The 17,217-nt window shown below is 71.0% G+C and carries 12 protein-coding genes; 3 read left to right on the top strand and 9 right to left on the bottom strand.

The window, feature by feature from the left end; all coding sequences use genetic code 11:
• Positions 1–46: 46 nt before the first annotated feature.
• Positions 47–529: a hypothetical protein gene (locus AC0L6G_RS09970; protein WP_473252072.1), complete on the top strand. Its 483-nt coding sequence runs from the start codon at positions 47–49 to the stop codon at positions 527–529.
• On the opposite strand, the gene AC0L6G_RS09965 is transcribed toward AC0L6G_RS09970, so the two are convergent.
• The 8 genes from AC0L6G_RS09965 to AC0L6G_RS09930 form a co-directional block, all read right to left on the bottom strand.
• On the bottom strand, positions 530–1,837 hold the full coding sequence (locus AC0L6G_RS09965; protein WP_473252071.1) for a PQQ-dependent sugar dehydrogenase: 1,308 nt from the start codon (positions 1,835–1,837) through the stop codon (positions 530–532).
• The gene (locus AC0L6G_RS09960) at positions 1,834–2,259 is read right to left on the bottom strand and encodes a DUF2231 domain-containing protein (RefSeq protein ID WP_473252070.1); all 426 of its coding nucleotides are present in this window, start codon (positions 2,257–2,259) and stop codon (positions 1,834–1,836) included. Before AC0L6G_RS09960 ends, AC0L6G_RS09965 begins: the two co-directional genes overlap by 4 nt.
• Positions 2,260–2,537: 278 nt before the next feature.
• Positions 2,538–6,032 carry a double-strand break repair helicase AddA gene (gene addA / locus AC0L6G_RS09955; RefSeq protein WP_473252069.1) on the bottom strand — a complete coding sequence of 1,165 codons (3,495 nt, stop codon included), beginning with the start codon at positions 6,030–6,032 and terminating at the stop codon, positions 2,538–2,540.
• Positions 6,029–9,154: a double-strand break repair protein AddB gene (addB, locus tag AC0L6G_RS09950; protein ID WP_473252068.1), complete on the bottom strand. Its 3,126-nt coding sequence runs from the start codon at positions 9,152–9,154 to the stop codon at positions 6,029–6,031. Before addB ends, addA begins: the two co-directional genes overlap by 4 nt.
• Complete coding sequence (gene murU / locus AC0L6G_RS09945) at positions 9,151–9,882, bottom strand: N-acetylmuramate alpha-1-phosphate uridylyltransferase MurU (RefSeq protein ID WP_473252067.1); 732 nt, start codon at positions 9,880–9,882, stop codon at positions 9,151–9,153. The genes addB and murU overlap by 4 nt, the downstream gene beginning before the upstream one ends.
• Positions 9,879–10,970: an N-acetylmuramate/N-acetylglucosamine kinase AmgK gene (gene amgK / locus AC0L6G_RS09940; protein WP_473252066.1), complete on the bottom strand. Its 1,092-nt coding sequence runs from the start codon at positions 10,968–10,970 to the stop codon at positions 9,879–9,881. The genes murU and amgK overlap by 4 nt, the downstream gene beginning before the upstream one ends.
• Positions 10,963–11,484: a tRNA (adenosine(37)-N6)-threonylcarbamoyltransferase complex ATPase subunit type 1 TsaE gene (gene tsaE, locus AC0L6G_RS09935; RefSeq protein WP_473252065.1), complete on the bottom strand. Its 522-nt coding sequence runs from the start codon at positions 11,482–11,484 to the stop codon at positions 10,963–10,965. The genes amgK and tsaE overlap by 8 nt, the downstream gene beginning before the upstream one ends.
• A complete protein-coding gene (locus AC0L6G_RS09930) occupies positions 11,481–12,335 on the bottom strand; it encodes a GNAT family N-acetyltransferase (RefSeq protein ID WP_473252064.1) in 855 nt (284 codons plus the stop codon). Before AC0L6G_RS09930 ends, tsaE begins: the two co-directional genes overlap by 4 nt.
• 141 nt (positions 12,336–12,476) lie before the next feature.
• Here AC0L6G_RS09930 and AC0L6G_RS09925 point away from each other — a divergent pair, with 141 nt between their 5' ends.
• A complete protein-coding gene (locus tag AC0L6G_RS09925) occupies positions 12,477–14,588 on the top strand; it encodes a S9 family peptidase (protein ID WP_473252063.1) in 2,112 nt (703 codons plus the stop codon).
• A gap of 74 nt (positions 14,589–14,662) precedes the next feature.
• Here the strand turns inward: AC0L6G_RS09925 and AC0L6G_RS09920 are convergent, their stop codons facing one another.
• Complete coding sequence (locus tag AC0L6G_RS09920; protein ID WP_291540284.1) at positions 14,663–14,980, bottom strand: hypothetical protein; 318 nt, start codon at positions 14,978–14,980, stop codon at positions 14,663–14,665.
• Between the two features lie 177 nt (positions 14,981–15,157).
• On the opposite strand from AC0L6G_RS09920, the gene AC0L6G_RS09915 reads away from it, so the two are divergent.
• Positions 15,158–17,203, top strand: a complete 2,046-nt coding sequence (locus AC0L6G_RS09915; RefSeq protein WP_473252062.1) for an AsmA family protein — start codon at positions 15,158–15,160, stop codon at positions 17,201–17,203.
• Positions 17,204–17,217: the final 14 nt, after the last annotated feature.

The raw sequence follows: 17,217 nt of genomic DNA, 5'->3' as shown, positions 1-17,217 counted from the left end.
CGGGGCGTGCACGATGGAGCAGGATCGACTTCAGGAACGCCGCCAAATGTTCACGCCGCGCCAGATCGTCATGGCCGCCCGCCTGATCTTCGTCGCCGCCAGCCTGGGCATGGCGATCTTGATGCTGGGGCCGTTCCAGGGGCTGGAGCAGATGTTCGGCCTGGATGACAAGGCCGCCCATGCGGTCGCCTTCTATGGCGTGGCCAGCGGCCTGTTCCTGATCGCCCCGCGCCAGAGACGCGACGACCTGGCCCTGTTCGTCGTGGCCGCCGCCTTCGCCGCCGAACTGTTGCAGGCCCTGACGGGACGCAGCGTCTCCATCGTCGACTTCCTGGCCGGCTCGGCGGGCGTATCCGCCGCCTGGGCGCCCGGACGCATCGAACAGCTGCGTCACACCTTCCGCCGCTCGCCGGACCAGACGCTGGGCGAGATCGCCCGCGCCGACCGCCGCCTGCGTCGCCGACGCGCGGCGGCGCAGGCGGCGCAGGCGGCCAAGAGGCCGTCCCTGCGCCTCGTCCCGCGCGACTGACTAGCCCTGAGGCGCGATGCGCCAGACGGTGTTGGACAGGTCGTCGGCGACCAGCAGGATGCGCTTGTTCGGATCGAACGACACGCCCACCGGGCGCCCCCGCGCCTTGCCGTCCTTCAGGAAGCCCGTGGCGAAATCGACCGGCCGACCCGCGGGACGGCCATTGCTGAACGGCACGAACACGACCTTGTAGCCGGACGGATCCTGACGGTTCCAGCTGCCGTGCATGCCGATGAAGGCCCCGTTGGCGAACGCGCCGCCGAAACCGCCATTGCGGGCGAAGTCCAGGCCCAGGGCCGCGACGTGCGAGCCCAGCGCATAGTCCGGCTTGACCGCACGCGCCACTAGATCCGGCTTCTGCGGCGTCACGCGCGGGTCCAGGTTCTGACCCCAATAGCTGTACGGCCAGCCGTAGAAGGCGCCGTCCCGCACCTGGGTCAGATAGTCCGGGACCAGTTGCGGACCCAGTTCGTCGCGCTCGTTGACCACCGACCAAAGCAGGCTCGTGCCAGGCTCGATAGCCAGCGCGGTGGGGTTGCGGATGCCGGTTGCGATGGTGCGCCGCGCCCCGGTCGCCCGGTCGATCTCCCACACCACGGCCCGCTCCTCCTCGACCGCCATCCCGCGCTCGCCGACGTTGGAGTTCGAGCCGATGCCGACATAGAGCTTGGTCCCGTCGGCGCTGGCCGTCATGGCCTTGGTCCAGTGGTGGTTCAGGCGCGACGGCAGGTCCGTCACCCGCTCGGACGGCGCAGCGATGCCGGTCTGGCCCGGCTGGAACGGGAAGCGGACCAGGGCGTCCTGTTCGGCGACGTAAAGATAGCCGTCGACCCAGGCCAGGCCGTAGGGCGCATTCAGATTGTCGACCAGAACGGTGCGCAGTTCCGGCACGCCGTCGTTGTCGGCGTCGCGCAGCAGGGTGATGCGGTTCCCGCCTTCGATCTGGGTGTTGCCCCGCTTCTTGATGACGCCGGCGATCACGTCCTTGGGCCGCACGGCCGGCGCGCCGCCGCCCCGCCCCTCGGCGACCAGCACGTCGCCATTGGGCAGAACCAGCATCTGGCGCGGAATCTTCAGGTCGGTGGCGAAGACGGAGATGGCGAAGCCCTGCGGCGCCGTCGGCGTCTCGCCGTTCCAGCCGGCCGGCGGACTGATCTTCAGCGTCGGCGTCAGGGTCTCGTGAATCCTGGGCAGGTCCGGCGCGGCGCCGGTCTGGTTCAGCTTGGGATCGCTGGTCCTGCCGCAGGAGGCGACGGTCAGGGCCATGGCCAGGGTGGCGGCGCTGGCGGCGAGAAGGTTCTTGTTCATCGGACGATCTCCCGCGAGGCATAGGCGGTCCAGCCGGCGATCAGGACCAGCAGCGTGCAGAGAAGGGACAGGGTCAGGCCGAAGGCGCCGACCGAACTCCAGGCGTCCTGGCTGTGCTTGAAGGCGTTCACCAACCCGAGGACCCAGGCCAGAGCCAGGGTCGCCACATGGACCATCAGCCAGTTCGACCGGCCACGGCGCAGCGACAGAACCAGATCGACGATGGAGAAGACCCCCGCCACGCCGCCGAACACCAGAGCGCCCGCGATCAGCCAGGCCGAAAAGTTCGACCACTGCATCTCGGCCGTCCGAAGATAGGCGATGTCGGTGAACAGGGCGATGGTGAACAGGGCGATCGGAAACGCCAGCAACAGCCTGTGCAGCGGTCGCGCCACCGCCCCGGAAATCTCGTGGGTGTTCATTCCAGCCCTCATCCCTGTGTCCAGGACGGGCTAACCGCCTGACGGCCAAATGGTTCACCGGACGGCCGCGCCAGCCGTGCGTCATTTCGCTGCGCCGAGCCTCAGCGCTCCAGTCTCGGCGGCGATTGGCCGGGACGAGACGCGAACTCGGATCATCCGCCGGCGATCCAGTGAAGCCCCCGCCTGATCGAGTGCGCGCTCGATGACGAGAAAGGCGTTGCGTGCCTGAGAGCCGCGCGAAGAAGCGCCATGGGCGTCAAGCCCGAGGGGGACCGACATCAAGGCGTGAGCGCCGCCTTCAGCATGGCCTGCGGGATGGGCGTCAGCCGGGGGCCGTCGGTCCACACCAGGGCGGCCTCGACCGGCCGGTCGGGATAAAGGCGACGCAGGACGGCCGCATAGACCGCCGCCTGAAGCACATAGGCCGGGTCGACGCCGTCCAGCGTGTCGGGCGCGGGGCGGTTGGTCTTGTAATCGACCACCAGCACCCGTTCGGGCGTGACCACCAGCCGGTCGATCCGGCCGCTGATCGTCACCCCGGCGGGCAGGTCGGGGGCCGAACCCGTCAGGGCGACCTCGGCGCGGGAGCCGAGGCCGAAGACGGGGGCGAACCGGGCGTCGTCCAGCACGGAGAAGGCGGCGGCGATCATTTCGGCGCGTTGATCGTCGTCCAGATCGGTCTCGCGCGACAGCAGGCGGCGGGCGGCGTCGGGCCGGTCTTCGGGAGCGATCTCGGGCAGGCGCTCCAGCAGCCGGTGGATCAGGTCGCCGCGCCGGAACCGCCCCAGGGCCGCGCCGCCCGCCTGGGTCTTGGCCAGGGGCGAGGGGGCGGGGATGCGGATCGCGCCGCCTTCCATCCGCGACGGGGCGGCGAAGCGGGCGGCGGCGTCGGCCGGGGGCGCGGCGGTCGCCCAGGCCGGAAGCGCGGTCGCGGCCGGGGACGGCGTCGACCCCGCCGCGCCGGTTTGCGGGTCCGGCCCGAACCGCAGCCGGTCGCCGGGCAGGTCGCGCGCCCGGCCCTCGGCCTTCAGACGGTCGAAGGTTCCCGCGATCACGTCCCACCAGCTGCCGGCCTCGTAGCCCGCCTTGGGCGACCGGGTCTTTCGGCCCATGACGATCAGCCGGTCGCGCGCGCGGGTCAGGGCGACATAGAGCAGGCGCAGGGATTCCTCGTCGGCGCGGTCGATCCGCGCCTGGCGCACGGCGGCCGAGACGGCGCAATCGGCCCTGGCGCTGGACGGGCACATCAGCCAGGCCTCGCCGCCATGGTCCAGGGCGGCGGCCATCAGGGTCGGCCCCTGGGGTTTGGCCCGGGCGGTGGTGTCGGGCAGGACGACGATGGGCGCCTCCAGCCCCTTGGAGCCGTGGACGGTCATGACCCGCACCTCGTCGCGGGCGCCCTCCATCTCGCGCTTCACCTCGACATCGGCCTGTTCCAGCAGTCCGAGACAGGTCTCCAGATCGCGGCCGCCGCGCTCCTCGGCCGCCAGCACCTGGGCCAGGCTTTCGTCTATGGCTTCTTCCGCCTCGCGGCCCAGCCGGTCCAGGATGCGCGCCCGGCCCGACCGGCCGTCGGGGCCGACGCGGTTCAGCGCCAGCGAGAAGAAGGCGAACGGATCGCGGTCGCGCGCGGCGATCAGATCGTCCATCAGGGCGCGGGCCTGGCCCCAGGCCGGATGTTCGCCCGAGCGGCGCTGCAGTTCGCGCCACAGGCTGCGGCCCTGGCGCTCCACCTTGTCCGCCAGCGGATAGAGGGCGTCTGCCGGGCCGAAATCGGCCACGTCGCACAGCGGGCTTCGCAGGATTTCGGCCAGCGACAGATCGTCGTCGGGATAGAGGGCGAAGCGCGCCAGGGCGATCAGGTCGTCGAAGACGATGTGGCTGGACAGTTTCAGCCGGTCGGCGCCGGCCACCGGAACGCCCTCGGTCTTCAGGGCGCGGATGATCTCCTCGAAGGTGGCGTCGCGGCGGCGCACCAGCACCAGGAAGTCGCCGTAGCGGACGGGGCGCATCTCGCCGCGCCTTTTCGGATCGTGGATGGCGACGTCGTCGCGGACCTGGGCGGCGATGTCGCGCGCCAGGGCCTGAGCCAGCTGTTTGCGGGCGCTGCGGCTGTCCTCCTTGTCGACCGGGGCGTTCCAGGCCTCGCGGTCGGGGGCGGCCGGGTCTTCGAACAGGGGCCACAGATCGACCGATCCATGCTGGCCCAGGCGGGCGGGGCGGTGCACGGCCATGTCGCCCGTCTCGCCGACCAGGGCGCGGGCGCGGTCGGGCCCGTCGAAGGCGGCGTCGACGAAGGCCAGAACCTCCTCCGTCGAGCGGAAGGAGGTGTCCAGCGGAACCTCGCTGAAATCCGCCCCCGCCCCGCGCGCCAGGGCGTCATAGACGCGCGCCTCCTGGCGCAGCCGCTCGGGCCGGGCACCCTGGAAGGAATAGATCGACTGTTTTTCGTCGCCCACGGCGAAGACGGTGCGGGCGATGGCCGGTTGGCGGCGTTCGGCGCCGGCGCCGGAAAAGAAGGGTTCGGTCAGGGCGCGCACGATGTCCCACTGGTCCGGCGCCGTGTCCTGGGCCTCGTCGATAAGAACGTGCTCGATCCCGCCGTCCAGCTTGAACAGCACCCAGGCGGCGGTGGCGCGCTTCGTCAGCAGCTCGACCGTGCGCCCGACCAGGTCGGTGAAATCCAGGGCGCCGCGCGCGCGCTTGGCCGTTTCGTAGAGGGCGGCGTGGACGCGGGCCAGGGTCAGCACCTTCTGCGTCTCGTCGGCCACCCGGGCCGCGCGCATCCGGTCCAGGGCCGAGGCGTATTTCAGCGAGACGTCGGCCAGATAGGCCGCGGCGCCGGGCGGGGCCTTGGCCGTGCCGAACCTGTCGCGGGCCACGCCCTTGGAATCGACGAAGATCCGCGTCATGGCGGCCAGCGTCGTCTCGGGCGGGACGGCGGCGCGCATCTGGGCCGCCAGCTTCTGGTCGTTGGCGCTTCCGGTCGCGAAACCATCGGCCGCCGCCAGCCAGTCGGCGGGGTTCAGCCAGGCCATGAAGTCGCCCTCTATGGTCTGGGGCGTGTCGTCCGTCGTCACCCCGCACAGGGCGTGCGGCCCCGGCGTGGTCCCGGCGTCGATGCGGGCCAGATAGTCCAGAAGCGGCTCGCGTTTCGCCTCGATCACATCCAGCAGGGCGTGAAAATCGCTCCAGGCCAGTTCGACGGCGAAATGAGCGTAGGCGGCGCCGACCGGGCCGTCCGCATCGTTCAGCGCATAGCGGGCCAGGTCCTCGCGCGCGGCGTGCGACAGGGCCAGCGCCGCCTGATCCTCCAGCACCTCGAAGCCCGGCGCGACCCCGGCCTCCAGCGGGAAACGCCGCAACAGCTTTTCGCAGAAGGCGTGGATGGTCTGGATCTTCAATCCGCCCGGCGTCTCCAGGGCGCGGGCGAACAGGACGCGGGCCTCTGACAGTTCGGCGTCGCTCAGGGTTTCGGCGTCGCGCCCGTCAAGCCTGGCCAGGTCGTCGGCCAGGGCGCGGTCGTCGGCCACCGCCCATTCGCCCAGCCGCTCGAACAGCCGCGCCTGCATCTCGGCGGCGGCGGCCTTGGTGTAGGTGACGCACAGGATTTCGCCGGGCTTGACCCGTTTCAGCAGCAGGCGCGCCACCCGGCTGACCAGGGTGGTGGTCTTGCCCGATCCGGCGTTGGCGGTGACGAAGACCGACAGGGCCGGGTCGGCGGCGGTCGCCTGATGGGCGCGGGCCATATCCACCGGAGAGAGATCGGTCATTCGGGCGCCTCGTCCTCGCCGCCGACGACGTGCCATTCCCACACGCGCGCCAGATGGTCGTAGTTGCCGCCGAAATTGCCCATGAACTGGGGCGCGACCCAGGAGGCGTAGGGCGTGGCCGGGTCGTCGAAGGCGGCGACCCCCTGTTTCAGCCGCTCCAGCTCGCGCGCCGCCAGATGGGCGGCCGACAGGCTGTTGCCGCGCCCCAGTTTGGCGACATCCGTGACCACGCCCGGTTCTCGCCGGCCTGTGACCTTGACGTAGAGCAGTTCGGTCGCCTCGGTCGGCGGGGCGGGAAAGCCGCCCTCGGCCAGGATGGCGGCGGTCAGGGTCAGTTGCGGCGCGAACCCCTGGACCACCTGTTTCTGGCTGGGCGTCGATCCGGTCTTGAAGTCGATGACGGCGGCGCCGGCCGCGTCCAGCTCGATCCGGTCGGCGCGGGCGGTCAGGGTGAAGGGACCGGCCGGTCCGTCGAAGGTCAGGGCGCCCGACTGTTCGATCAGCAGGGTCGCGCCGCGTTCGCGCCGCTCGCGCTCGAACCGCTCCAACCAGCGGGCGCAGTTGCGCGCCAGGGGGCGTTCGCGGGCCAGGGCCGCGTCCTCGAACCCGGCCTCGGTCATGGCGTCCATGATGAAGCCCTCGATCTGGTCGGCGCAGTCGTCGGGCAGGGCGTCGGGCCAGGTGCGGACCACCTGTTCGATAGCGGCGTGGACGGCGTCGCCGCGCGCCATCGCCTCGGCCGAGGCGCCGGGCCGTTCCAGAACCTTCAGCCCCAGGATGCGCTGGGCGTAGACGGCGTAGGGGTCGCGCACCCAGCGTTCGACCCCGGTGACGGGCAGTTTGCGCGGACGGCGGTCCACCGGCGGGGTCGGCGCCGGGCGGCGGGCGTAGTCGGGCGTGGACCGCGCCGGGGCGTCCAGGGCGCGGGTCCAGTCGGCGACATGGGCCGGGCTGGCGACGGCGACCGGCGTATCCCGGGTGTTCGCCCCGCGCGTCAGCATGTCCAGCCGCCACAGCCAGCGCGACCGCACCGACGGCTGGCCGCCGCGTCTTTCGGTATGGACCAGGACGGCCTCTTCGGCGCAGGCGGCCTGGACGAAATCCTGGGCGCTCTGGCCGATGCGGCGCTCGGGCGGGGGCAGGCCCAGGGCCGCGCGCATCGGCCGCGACAGGAAGGGATCGACCGGCGCCCCCTGGGGCCAGACGCCTTCCTCCAGACCGGCCAGGATCATCCGGTCGGCCCGCACGAGACGCGCCTCGATGGCGCCCAGGATGCGCAAGGACGGATGGGTCGCCCCGCCGGTCCGCACCACCGTATCGGCCAGCAGCCCCTGCACCAGCTCGACCAGATCGCCCGGAGTCGCCGCGCCCAGCGCCGCCCCGCCCGCGATCAGATCGGACAGCAGGCCGGCGGCGGCCTCTCCGTCCGGCCCGGCCCAGGCATTCTGGCCGGCCAAGGCCTCGATCAGGGCCGTCAGGCTGCGGGCGGCGGCGTCCAGGGCGGCCGACGAGTCGGGTTGGGGGGCGAAGACCGCGCGCGCGGTCGCGACCAGCCGCTCCAGACGATCGGCCAAAACCTTCGCCAGGGCGTGGCGGCGCGTCCGGCTTTCGGAGGGGGCCGACCCGTCGCGGTCGTCGGACAGCGCCTTGTCCAGCCGGGCGTTCAGCCGGGCGAAGCTGGACACGGGCGGGCCGCGCAGGCCCATCCCCTCCAGCGCCGCGGCGGCGCGTTCGACGTCGATCTCGCCCAGGTCCAGTCGGACCAGCGGATGTTTCAACAGGCCCAGGATCGCCTGCGGATCGGCGGGGGCCGCCATCCAGCGAACGCACAGCTCGACCAGGACCCCCGCCGGCATCCGGTTCAGCGGCTGGCCCGCCGAGGCGTCCGGCCTGATCCCCCAGCGTTCCAGCCGCGCGGCGACGCGGCGGCCCAGGGCCTGGTCCGGCGTGACCAGGGCGCAGGTCTTTCCGGGAGTTTCCAGCGTTTCGCGCATCATCAGGGCGATGGCGGCGGCGGTCTCCTCGTCGTGGCGCAGGGTCAGGACCGACAGCCCCTCCAGCCCCTGGGCGATGGGATCGGCTCCGGCGCCGGCCGCTGCGGCGCGGGCGCGGATGGCCTGGATGGCGGCGCGCCAGTCCCCGGTCGCATCGGCCGGTCGCAGGGCCTCGTTCAGCAGACGCTGGCGGGCCAGGCCGCGCTGCTCCGCCCGGACCGCGACCGGGTCCGCGACGGGGTCCGCAACGGGGGGGCGGAACCAGGGGCGGACGGCGGCGCGGGCGACGTCGTGCCGCTCCAGCAGGCGTTTCAGCGCCCGTTGGGGATGCTGTTCGTTGTCCGCGTCGATCTGGCGCCAGACCCGCTCGTCCAGATCGAGGTCCAGCCCCGGCAGGACCACGCAGCCCAGCGGCGCGCGCGCCACGGCGCCCAGGACGTCGGCGGCGGCGGGCACGGTGCCGGTCGAACCGGCGGCGATGACCGGCTGGCGCGGCGGATGGGCGTCCCACAACTCGGCCAGGCGGCGCAGCAGGGTCGCGCGGCGCCAGGCCGGATCGACCAGGCCCAGTTCCTTCAACCGCTCGGGCCAGGCCTGGACCGCCAGACCCAGAAACCGGGCCGACCGTTCCCAGTGTTCGGCCATCTCGCCCTCGACCAGACGGGCGACCCGCTCAGGCTCGGGGACTTCCTCCAACTGGCAGGAATCGAGGAAGCCGCCCAGGGCGTCCGCCAGGTCCAGCGCCCGCAGCGGCGTCAGGTCGGGATCGAACCGCTCCACGATCATCCGCGCCATTTCGAAGCGGCGCGTCAGGGGGGCGATGGCGGGCGGCAGGTCCAGACCCAGGGCGCCCGGCGTGAACGGCGGCTCGTCCTCCTCCAGATCGCCCAGCGGCCGCACCTGAGGCAGCAGCACCGGCCGCCCTTCGGACCGTTTCGCCAGGGCCTCGGCGAAGGCCCGCGCCGCCCGGCGATTGGGCAGCAGTATGGTCGCGTCCGACAGGGTCTCGGGCGGCAGGGCGCCCAGCCAGGCCAGAACGCCCGCCGCCAGGTCCTCCAGGAACGGACGATACGCCGGTATGGCGCACCAGCGCGGTCCGGGTCCGGCGAAGGGGTCCCACTTCGTCACACGGCCCCCGCCAGTTTGGCCTCGGCTCGATCCCGCGCCTGGGGATCGCCGACGTGCATCCAGTCGCCGTCCAGAACGCAGCCGAACAGACGGCCCTCGGCGGCGGACTTGCGCCACAGGGGGCTGAGGGAGAAGGGACCGTCGGGGCCGTTGTCGGCGTATCCGGGCCGGGTGATGTGGACGCCCATATAGGCGAAGGGGGCGGAAGCGGCCGCGCCGCGGAAGGCCAGGCCGCCGCCGTCGCGCAGGAAGAAGTCGCCGTCGCCCTCGAAACCGATGGAGCCTTCGCGGCGGGCCAGAAGCAGGGCCGCGTCCATCGTCTCTGGGTTCCACAGGCGGACCAGATCGGCCAAGGCCCCCCCAGGCGTCTTGGTCCGGTCGATCCAGACGCTGTCGATATTGGCCACGAAGACGGGATCGTCGCCCAGCAGGGGATGGGCCTTCTTCAGCCCGCCGCCGGTCTCCAGCAGTTCGGCGCGCTCGTCGGAGATCAGGATGTCCGGTCCCTGTCTGCGGGCCTTGAGATGGCTTTCCAGCCGGTCGGCGAACCAGTGGACGTTGACCACCGCCGTCTCGACCCCCGCATCGGCCAGCCGGTCCAGCAAATGGTCGATCAGGGCGCGGCCGCCCACTTCGACCAGGGCCTTGGGCCGGTCGTCGGTCAGGGGGCGCATCCGGGTGCCGAGCCCTGCGGCCAGGACCATCGCCGTTCGCGGGGCGCGGGTCATGCGCGTGCCTCGGCGGGCACATGGCGGTCGAACCAGCGGGCGACGGGGGCAAGCGCCGGCTGTTCCAGATTGGCGTTCAGATGGCGCCACATCCGGGGCAGGAACGCCCGATAGCGCGGCTTGCCGTCCCGCGCGATCAGCCGGGCGAATATCCCGATGATCCGCGCCTGGTTCAGCGCCGCCAGCCCCGCGTAGTCGGCCATGAAGGCCGCCCGGTCCACGCCGGGGCGCAGGGCGAAATAGCGGTCCAGGGCCTGGGCCTCCAGGGCGGGGGAGACGTCGCGGCGGGCGTCCTGAAGCAGGGAATGCAGGTCCCAGGACGGGTGGGCGCGCACCGCGTCCTGGAAGTCGATCAGGCCGACGCGCGCGGCGCCCCCGCGTTCCGGCAGCCAGATCAGGTTCTCGGCGTGATAGTCGCGGTGCGCCATGACCGAGGCGCCCCTGGCCCCGGCGGCGACGATCGGCGCCCAGGCCCCGCGCCAGTCGGCGACGGCGGCGGCGTCGAAGGCCATGCGGTCGTCCAGCCTGGGCAGCCATTCGACGAACAGATCGGCGCCCCCCTGCAAGGCCGTCTCGTCATAGGTCAGCATCGGCCAGTCGCCGCCGGGACCCCGCAGGGTCTCGGGTGGATCGCCCGCCGCGTGCAGGACGGCCAGGGCCTCGATGGCGGCCAGGTAGAGCGGCGTCTCGTCGGCGCCGTCCGCGATCACGCGGGCGAACAGAGCGTCGCCGAAATCCTCCAGCACCGCCAGGCCGTTCGGTGCGTCCAGTGTCGGGATTTCGGGGGCGGACAGGCCCAGGCGTTTCAGATGGGCGGCGACGGCGGCGAAGGCCTCGATCCGGCCGGCCGACAGGCGGGCCACGGCGTTCCACCCGGCGGCCCGACGTTGCTCAGGCGTCCAGGCCGGGTCGCACGGCGGACTTTCGGCGGCCGGCGCCTGGTCCATCAGCATCAGGGTCGGGCCGGCCGCGGGCGTCAGCCGCTCGTAGCGCCGCGTCGAGGCGTCGCCGGGAAGAGGCGCGCGCGCGGCTCCGGCCAGGCCGGCGGCCTTCAGGAAGTCGAGACGGAGGGTTTCGCGGTCAGACATGCAGTTCCTTCAGCCTCGCCTCCCATGCGCCTACGCCGGAAACGGTCGCAAGCCTTCCTGGCGAAGCCCTATCATCGGGCTCGCGGAGCCCGACTGCTTGAGGGCGTTCCGAATGCGGATCGAGCGCGATCTCGGACAGGTGTATGATCAGCCGGTCCGGCCCCAGGAACCGCCCCGGATCGTCGCCCAGCCGCTCGGGCCATTCGATGATCGCGCAGCCCTCGTCCAGCGCCTCGTCCAGGCCGATCTCGAACGCCTCGTCGGGCCGGGTCAGGCGATAGAGGTCGAAATGGGCGACGGGCGGGTCGCCGTCGTAGAACTGGACCAGGGTGAAGGTGGGGCTGGGCACGTCCTCGTCCGGCGTGGTCAGGGCGCGGATCAGGCCGCGCGCCAGGGTCGACTTGCCCATGCCCAGCGGTCCGTAAAGCAGGACGCTGTCGCCGGCCGCCAGCAAGGGGGCGACGGCCTGGCCCAGGCGAGTCGTGGCCTCGGCGTCGGGCAGTTCGATCTTCATAGGAACACCGCGTCATGGTCGGCGGCCAGGGTGCGTTCGGTGAACCGTTTCAGCGCCTCGGTCGCCTTGGCGGCGTCCGGGTCCAGCCGTTCGGCGGGGATGGGCAGGCCCACGTCGACGACGAACCGCTGGCCCTTCTTGTTCAGCAGTTCGTGGAACAGGGTCACGTCGCGCAGTTCCTGCGAGACCTTGTCGAACAGGTGGAACAGGCGGCTGTAGGGGCCGGCGACATAGATCGGGACCACCGGCGCATCGTATTTGCGCGCCAGGGAGGCGGCGGTCGGCGCCCATTCGGGATCGGTGAGAACGCCATTCTCCACCCGCGCCAGACGGCCGGCCGGGAACATGACGACGCAGCGTTCGGCCTCGAACGCCTCTCTGGCCGCGTTCAGGGTGGCGCGGGTCTTGTCGCGCGTGCGTTTCTCGTGGACCCATTCGACGGGGATGATGGTCTCGACCAGGCGGGGCGAGACGCGGATGGCGTCGGCGTTGGCGAAGAAGATCATGTCGCCGCGACGCCGTTTGATCGCATCGAACACGGCGACCCCGTCGGCGATGCCGGTGGGATGGTTGCACACCACGATGCATCGGCCGGTCGCGGGCAGGCGGTCCAGGTTGGTCGCCGCGACCTTCAGGCTCAGCAGGCCGGACACATGGTCCAAGGTTTCCGCCCCCGACAGGGGCCGGATCGCATCGGCCATCCGCACCGCCGCCCCATAGCCCAACACGGCGTACAGCGCCGGCCGAATCCAGGGCCACAGGGGCGAGGCGGTCAGGCGCGGCGCGCGCTCGGCGATCAACACATCGACGATGTGGGGCGGGCGTCTGGCGGGAAGGGCGGGTGAATCCATGGAAGTCCGCTTGTCGCCGGTTCGCAGGGACGGGGCAAGATGGCGCAGCGGCCGGCGCCGACCCCGTCCGTCCACGGCAACTTTCGCCCGGCCGGCGGCGGTGCTACGCCTTGCCGCAGCCTGATCGCCGAGGAAGAACCCATGCGCCACCGTTCCCTTCTGTCCGCCGCCTGTGCGGCTATCGCCTTGATGGCCGCCGCGCCCGCGCTGGCGCAGGTTCCGCCCGCGCCCCAGCCGGCGGCGGCGGCGACGTCGGACGCCTTCACCTATCAGGACATGATCTCGGCCAACCGTCTCGGCGATCCGCAGGTGTCGCCGGACGGGCGCTATGTCGTCTATTCGGTGACGACGACGGACGTGGAGGCCAACCGCCGCACGGGCAGCCTGTGGATGCTGGACCTGAACACGCCGGACGCCGCGCCGCGCCGCCTGGCCATTTCGGACCAGGGCGCCAACACCGCGCGTTGGGGCGGGGACGGCAATCTGTATTTCCTGTCGGGCAAGTCGGGGACCAGCCAGGTCTGGCGCGTCGCCTCGCCCACGGCGGCGCCGGTGCAGGTGACGAACCTGCCGCTGGACGTGAACGCCTATCGGATCAGCCCGACCGGCGACAAGGTGGCGGCCTCTCTGGCGGTCTATCCGAACGCCGCCGACCTGAACGCCTCGGTCGAGATGGGCAAGGCCGCCGCCGATCGGAAATCGACCGGCCAGGTCTATGACCGGATGTTCGTGCGCCACTGGGATGCGTGGAACGACCACACCCAGAACCATCTGTTCGTCCAGTCCATCGGCCGCGACGGCAAGGCGACCGGAACCCCGGCCTGGGTGACGAAGGGCTTCGACGGCGACACGCCCTCCAAGCCGTTCGGCGACGAGAGCGATTTCGTCTTCACCCCGGCGGGCGACGCCGTGGTCTTTTCCGCGCGTCTGGCCGGCCAGACCGAGCCGTGGAGCACCAACTTCGACCTGTGGAAGACCAACGGCCTGACCGGCGACGGGACCTTCACCAACCTGACGGCCGACAACAAGGCCTGGGACGCCGGCCCGGTCTTCTCGCCCGACGGCCGCACCCTGGCCTATCGCGCGATGGCGCGGCCGGGCTTCGAGGCCGACCGCTATCAGATCGTGCTGATGGACGTGCAGACGGGCCAGAAGCGCGAGATCGCCTCGAACTGGGACCGTTCGGCCGATACGCTGCAATGGTCGCGCGACGGCCAGACCCTGTACACGACCGCCGGCGACGTGGGATCGACCAAACTGTTCGCCGTGGATACGCGCAACGGCGTGGTGACGCCGATCACGGGCGCGGGCCACGTCTCGGCCTTCCAGCAGACGCCGTCGGGCTTCGTCTTCGCCCAGGACAGCCTGCACGAGCCGGGAGACCTCTATTTCAAGACCTTCCTGGGCCGCGAACTACCGCGCCGCCTGACCCAGTCCAACCCCGCCTTCGCCGCCAAGGCGTTCGGCGAATACGAGCAGTTCAGCTTCGCCGGCTGGAACAACGAGACGGTCCACGGCTATGTCATCAAGCCGGTCGGATACGTCGAGGGGCGCAAATATCCGGTCGCCTTCCTGATCCACGGCGGACCGCAGGGGTCGTTCGGCGACGGCTGGTCCTATCGCTGGAACCCCGAGACCTATGCGGGCGCGGGCTATGCGGTGGTGATGATCGATTTCCACGGCTCGACCGGCTACGGCCAGGGCTTCACCGACGCGATCAGCCAGCACTGGGGCGACCGCCCGCTGGAAGACCTGAAGAAGGGCTGGGCAGCCGCCCAGCAGAAATACGGCTTCCTGGACGGCCAGAACGCCTGTGCGCTGGGCGCCTCCTACGGCGGCTACATGATCAACTGGATAGCGGGGAACTGGTCGGACGGGTTCAAATGCCTGGTCAACCACGACGGCGTGTTCGACACCTTCGGCATGGGCTATTCGACCGAGGAGCTTTGGTTCACCGAGTGGGAATACGGCGGCGCCCCCTGGGCCAATCCCGAGGGCTATCAGAAGTTCAACCCCGCCAACCACGTCGAGAACTGGAAGACGCCGATGCTGGTGGTCCAGGGCGACCGCGATTTCCGCATTCCGACCGCCCAAGGCCTGTCGACCTTCACCGCCCTGCAGCGGCGCGGGATCGACAGCCGCCTGATCGTCTTCCCCAACGAGAACCATTGGGTGCTGAAGCCGGCCAACAGCCTGCAATGGCACGACGAAGTGTTCGGCTGGCTGAACAAATATCTGGCGCCCGCGCGCTGATCGGCGCATCGGACAAAGACGAGGGGGCGTGGTCGGGCGACCGCGCCCCCTTTTTCATTGCGGTTCTCGGCGCGTCAGAGCGAGGCGCGCTGCACGGCCGGGCCGGCCAGGCGGTCGTACTGGTGCGCGGTCATGCAGCGCGGCGCGGCCCAGCGTCGGCCCGACTGGCGCGCGGCCAGGGCTTCCTGGGCGGTGACGAAGGCCGGGGGCGCGCCATAAGCCTGCTGATAGGTCCGTCGCGCCTCGATGTCGCTGGCGCAGACCATGACGGACCGCAGGGTCTCGGCGCGCAGCGTCCGGGGCGACACCTCGCGCGGCGTCTGAGCCGTTGCGGGAACGGCGGCGGCCGTCAGGACGGCGGCGATCAGGGCAGGCGCAGCGAAACGGGTCATCGGAACCTCCTCCAGCCCCGGATTAGATCAGGGCCCGGACGAAATATGCGCCGATCCGTTCGATTGTAAAGAATATACGACAGTTCGACGTCAGATCGGCGACAAGCGAGGCCATGTTGACGCTGCGGCGCCAAACCGCCCTTGGCGCGTTTGTTTTCCCAAGATGGAGGCGTGCGCTTGTCGAAACCCCTGAATTGGCGAGATTTCGGATCGGACTTCCACCGTCGGGCCGTGGCGCCGGCGACGGCCAGGGCGCGCGTCTGGCGCGACTGGGTGCGCGACAACGACCCGGTCTATGCGGCGGCCCGCCATCCGGGGAGGCCGGAGAAATGGGCGCTGGGCCTGGTTCTGACGCTGACGCTGGCGGTGGCGCTGTTCCTGGCCCTTTTCGACTGGAACATGCTGCGCGGACCCATCGGCCGCTGGGCCTCGGCCAAATACGACCGGGAGATCGCCCTGACCGGGGATCTGGACGTCGATCTGTTCAGCTGGACCCCTTCGGCGGTGGTGCGCGGCCTGAAGATCGGAGGCCCCGACTGGGCGCGCCAGGAAGACACCGCAAACGTGGACGAAATCCGCGCCTCGGTGCGGTTGCGCAAGCTGCTGGCCGGCCAGATCGAAATGCCGCTGTTGAGCTTCACCCGGCCCAAGGTGGTGCTGATCGCGACCAGGGACGGGCGAAAGAGCTGGCAGCTGAACCCGAACAAGCCCGACACGGGCGAGGGGATGAAGCTGCCGGTCATCCAGCAGTTGGTCATCACCGACGGCCAGCTGTCGTTCGACGAGCAGCGGCGGCGCATGACGCTGCAGGCCGCCGTCGACGCGCGCGAGGGGGCGAACGGCGATGCGGGCTTCCTGCTGGAGGGGCGCGGCGCGGTCAACGGCTCGCCGCTGAAGCTGAAGATCCAGGGCGGTCCCTTCATCAATATCCGGCGCAACCGGCCCTATCATTTCCAGGCCGATGTCAGCGGCGCAGGATCGTCCCTGAGCGCCAGGGGCGCCATCACCCGCCCGTTCGACCTGGGCCGGTTCGACGCCACATTGACGATGCAGGGGCGCGACCTGTCGGACCTCTATCTGCTGACCGGCGTGACCCTGCCCAACACGCCGCCCTATCGGCTGTCCGGGGCGCTGAACCGCAACGAGCGGGTCTGGACCTTCAGGGATTTCGACGGCCGGGTCGGGGCGTCGGACCTGTCGGGCGAGGTGCGGGTGGACGCCGCCCAGCGCCTGCGCGTGGACGCCGAACTGCGCTCGCGCCGGCTGGACATCGACGACCTGGCCGCGGTCCTGGGTGCGCGGACCCGCACCAATGCGGCGGGCACGGACACCGAGGCCCCGGTCGTGGTCGGCGGCAAGCTGCTGCCCGACGCCAAGCTGCAGACCGAACGGCTGCGGACGATGGATGGAACCCTGACCTATCGCGCGACCTCGGTGAAGGCGAACGAGTTCGACGTGCGCGCGGTCGACCTGGGGGCGGACCTGAAGGATGGGGTGTTGAAGCTGGATCCCATCAGCTTCAACTTCAATCGTGGCGAACTGAACGGCACGGCCCGCATCGATGCGACCAAGGACACGCCGTACAACGCCGTGGATCTGCGCCTGGCCGGCTATCCGCTGGAATCGATCGTGCCCGCGCGCAACGGATCGGTCCCGCTGAGCGGTCGCGCCCTGGGCCGGGCGCGGCTGGAGGGGCCGGGCGCCTCGATCCACGACTTCGCCGCCGCCTCGAAGGGCTCGCTGAGCCTGGTGGTGCCGAACGGACGGATGCGCGCCGCCTTCGCCGAGCTGCTGGGCATCAACGCCAGCGCGGGTCTGCTGAAACTGCTCAGCGGCGACCAGTCGGAAAGCCGGATCCGCTGCGCCGTCGCCGATTTCGGCGTCAACAACGGCACGGCGACCGCTCGGACCTTCGTGATCGACACCGACGTGGTCCTGGCCCAGGGCAAGGGGTCGATCGACCTGGGCGCCGAGACGCTGAACCTGCGCATCGACGGCGAATCCAAGAAGCCGCGACTGCTGCGGCTCTGGGCGCCGATCACGGTCTCCGGCCCGCTCACCGCGCCCAAGGTGGGGGTCGATGTGGGCGAGGTGGTCGGACAGGGCGGGCTGGCCGGTCTGTTGGGAGCGGTGGTGGCGCCGGTGACGGCCCTGTTCGCCTTTGTCGATCCGGGCCTGGCCGAGGACGCCGACTGCGGTCGACTGATCGCCAGCGCCAGGTGATAGGAAATGCGGCG

It is taken from the genome of Brevundimonas sp. D3-1P, from assembly GCF_055809335.1.
This window is presented reverse-complemented; position numbering and strand designations above follow the sequence as displayed.

What these genes read in the sequence shown, in the direction of transcription:
- AC0L6G_RS09970 (WP_473252072.1), top strand. Translation starts at nt 47, where the DNA reads ATGTTCACGCCGCGCCAGATCGTCATGGCCGCCCGCCTGATCTTCGTC.
- AC0L6G_RS09965 (WP_473252071.1), bottom strand. Translation starts at nt 1,837, where the DNA reads ATGAACAAGAACCTTCTCGCCGCCAGCGCCGCCACCCTGGCCATGGCC.
- AC0L6G_RS09960 (WP_473252070.1), bottom strand. Translation starts at nt 2,259, where the DNA reads ATGAACACCCACGAGATTTCCGGGGCGGTGGCGCGACCGCTGCACAGG.
- addA (WP_473252069.1), bottom strand. Translation starts at nt 6,032, where the DNA reads ATGACCGATCTCTCTCCGGTGGATATGGCCCGCGCCCATCAGGCGACC.
- murU (WP_473252067.1), bottom strand. Translation starts at nt 9,882, where the DNA reads ATGACCCGCGCCCCGCGAACGGCGATGGTCCTGGCCGCAGGGCTCGGC.
- amgK (WP_473252066.1), bottom strand. Translation starts at nt 10,970, where the DNA reads ATGTCTGACCGCGAAACCCTCCGTCTCGACTTCCTGAAGGCCGCCGGC.
- tsaE (WP_473252065.1), bottom strand. Translation starts at nt 11,484, where the DNA reads ATGAAGATCGAACTGCCCGACGCCGAGGCCACGACTCGCCTGGGCCAG.
- AC0L6G_RS09930 (WP_473252064.1), bottom strand. Translation starts at nt 12,335, where the DNA reads ATGGATTCACCCGCCCTTCCCGCCAGACGCCCGCCCCACATCGTCGAT.
- AC0L6G_RS09925 (WP_473252063.1), top strand. Translation starts at nt 12,477, where the DNA reads ATGCGCCACCGTTCCCTTCTGTCCGCCGCCTGTGCGGCTATCGCCTTG.
- AC0L6G_RS09920 (WP_291540284.1), bottom strand. Translation starts at nt 14,980, where the DNA reads ATGACCCGTTTCGCTGCGCCTGCCCTGATCGCCGCCGTCCTGACGGCC.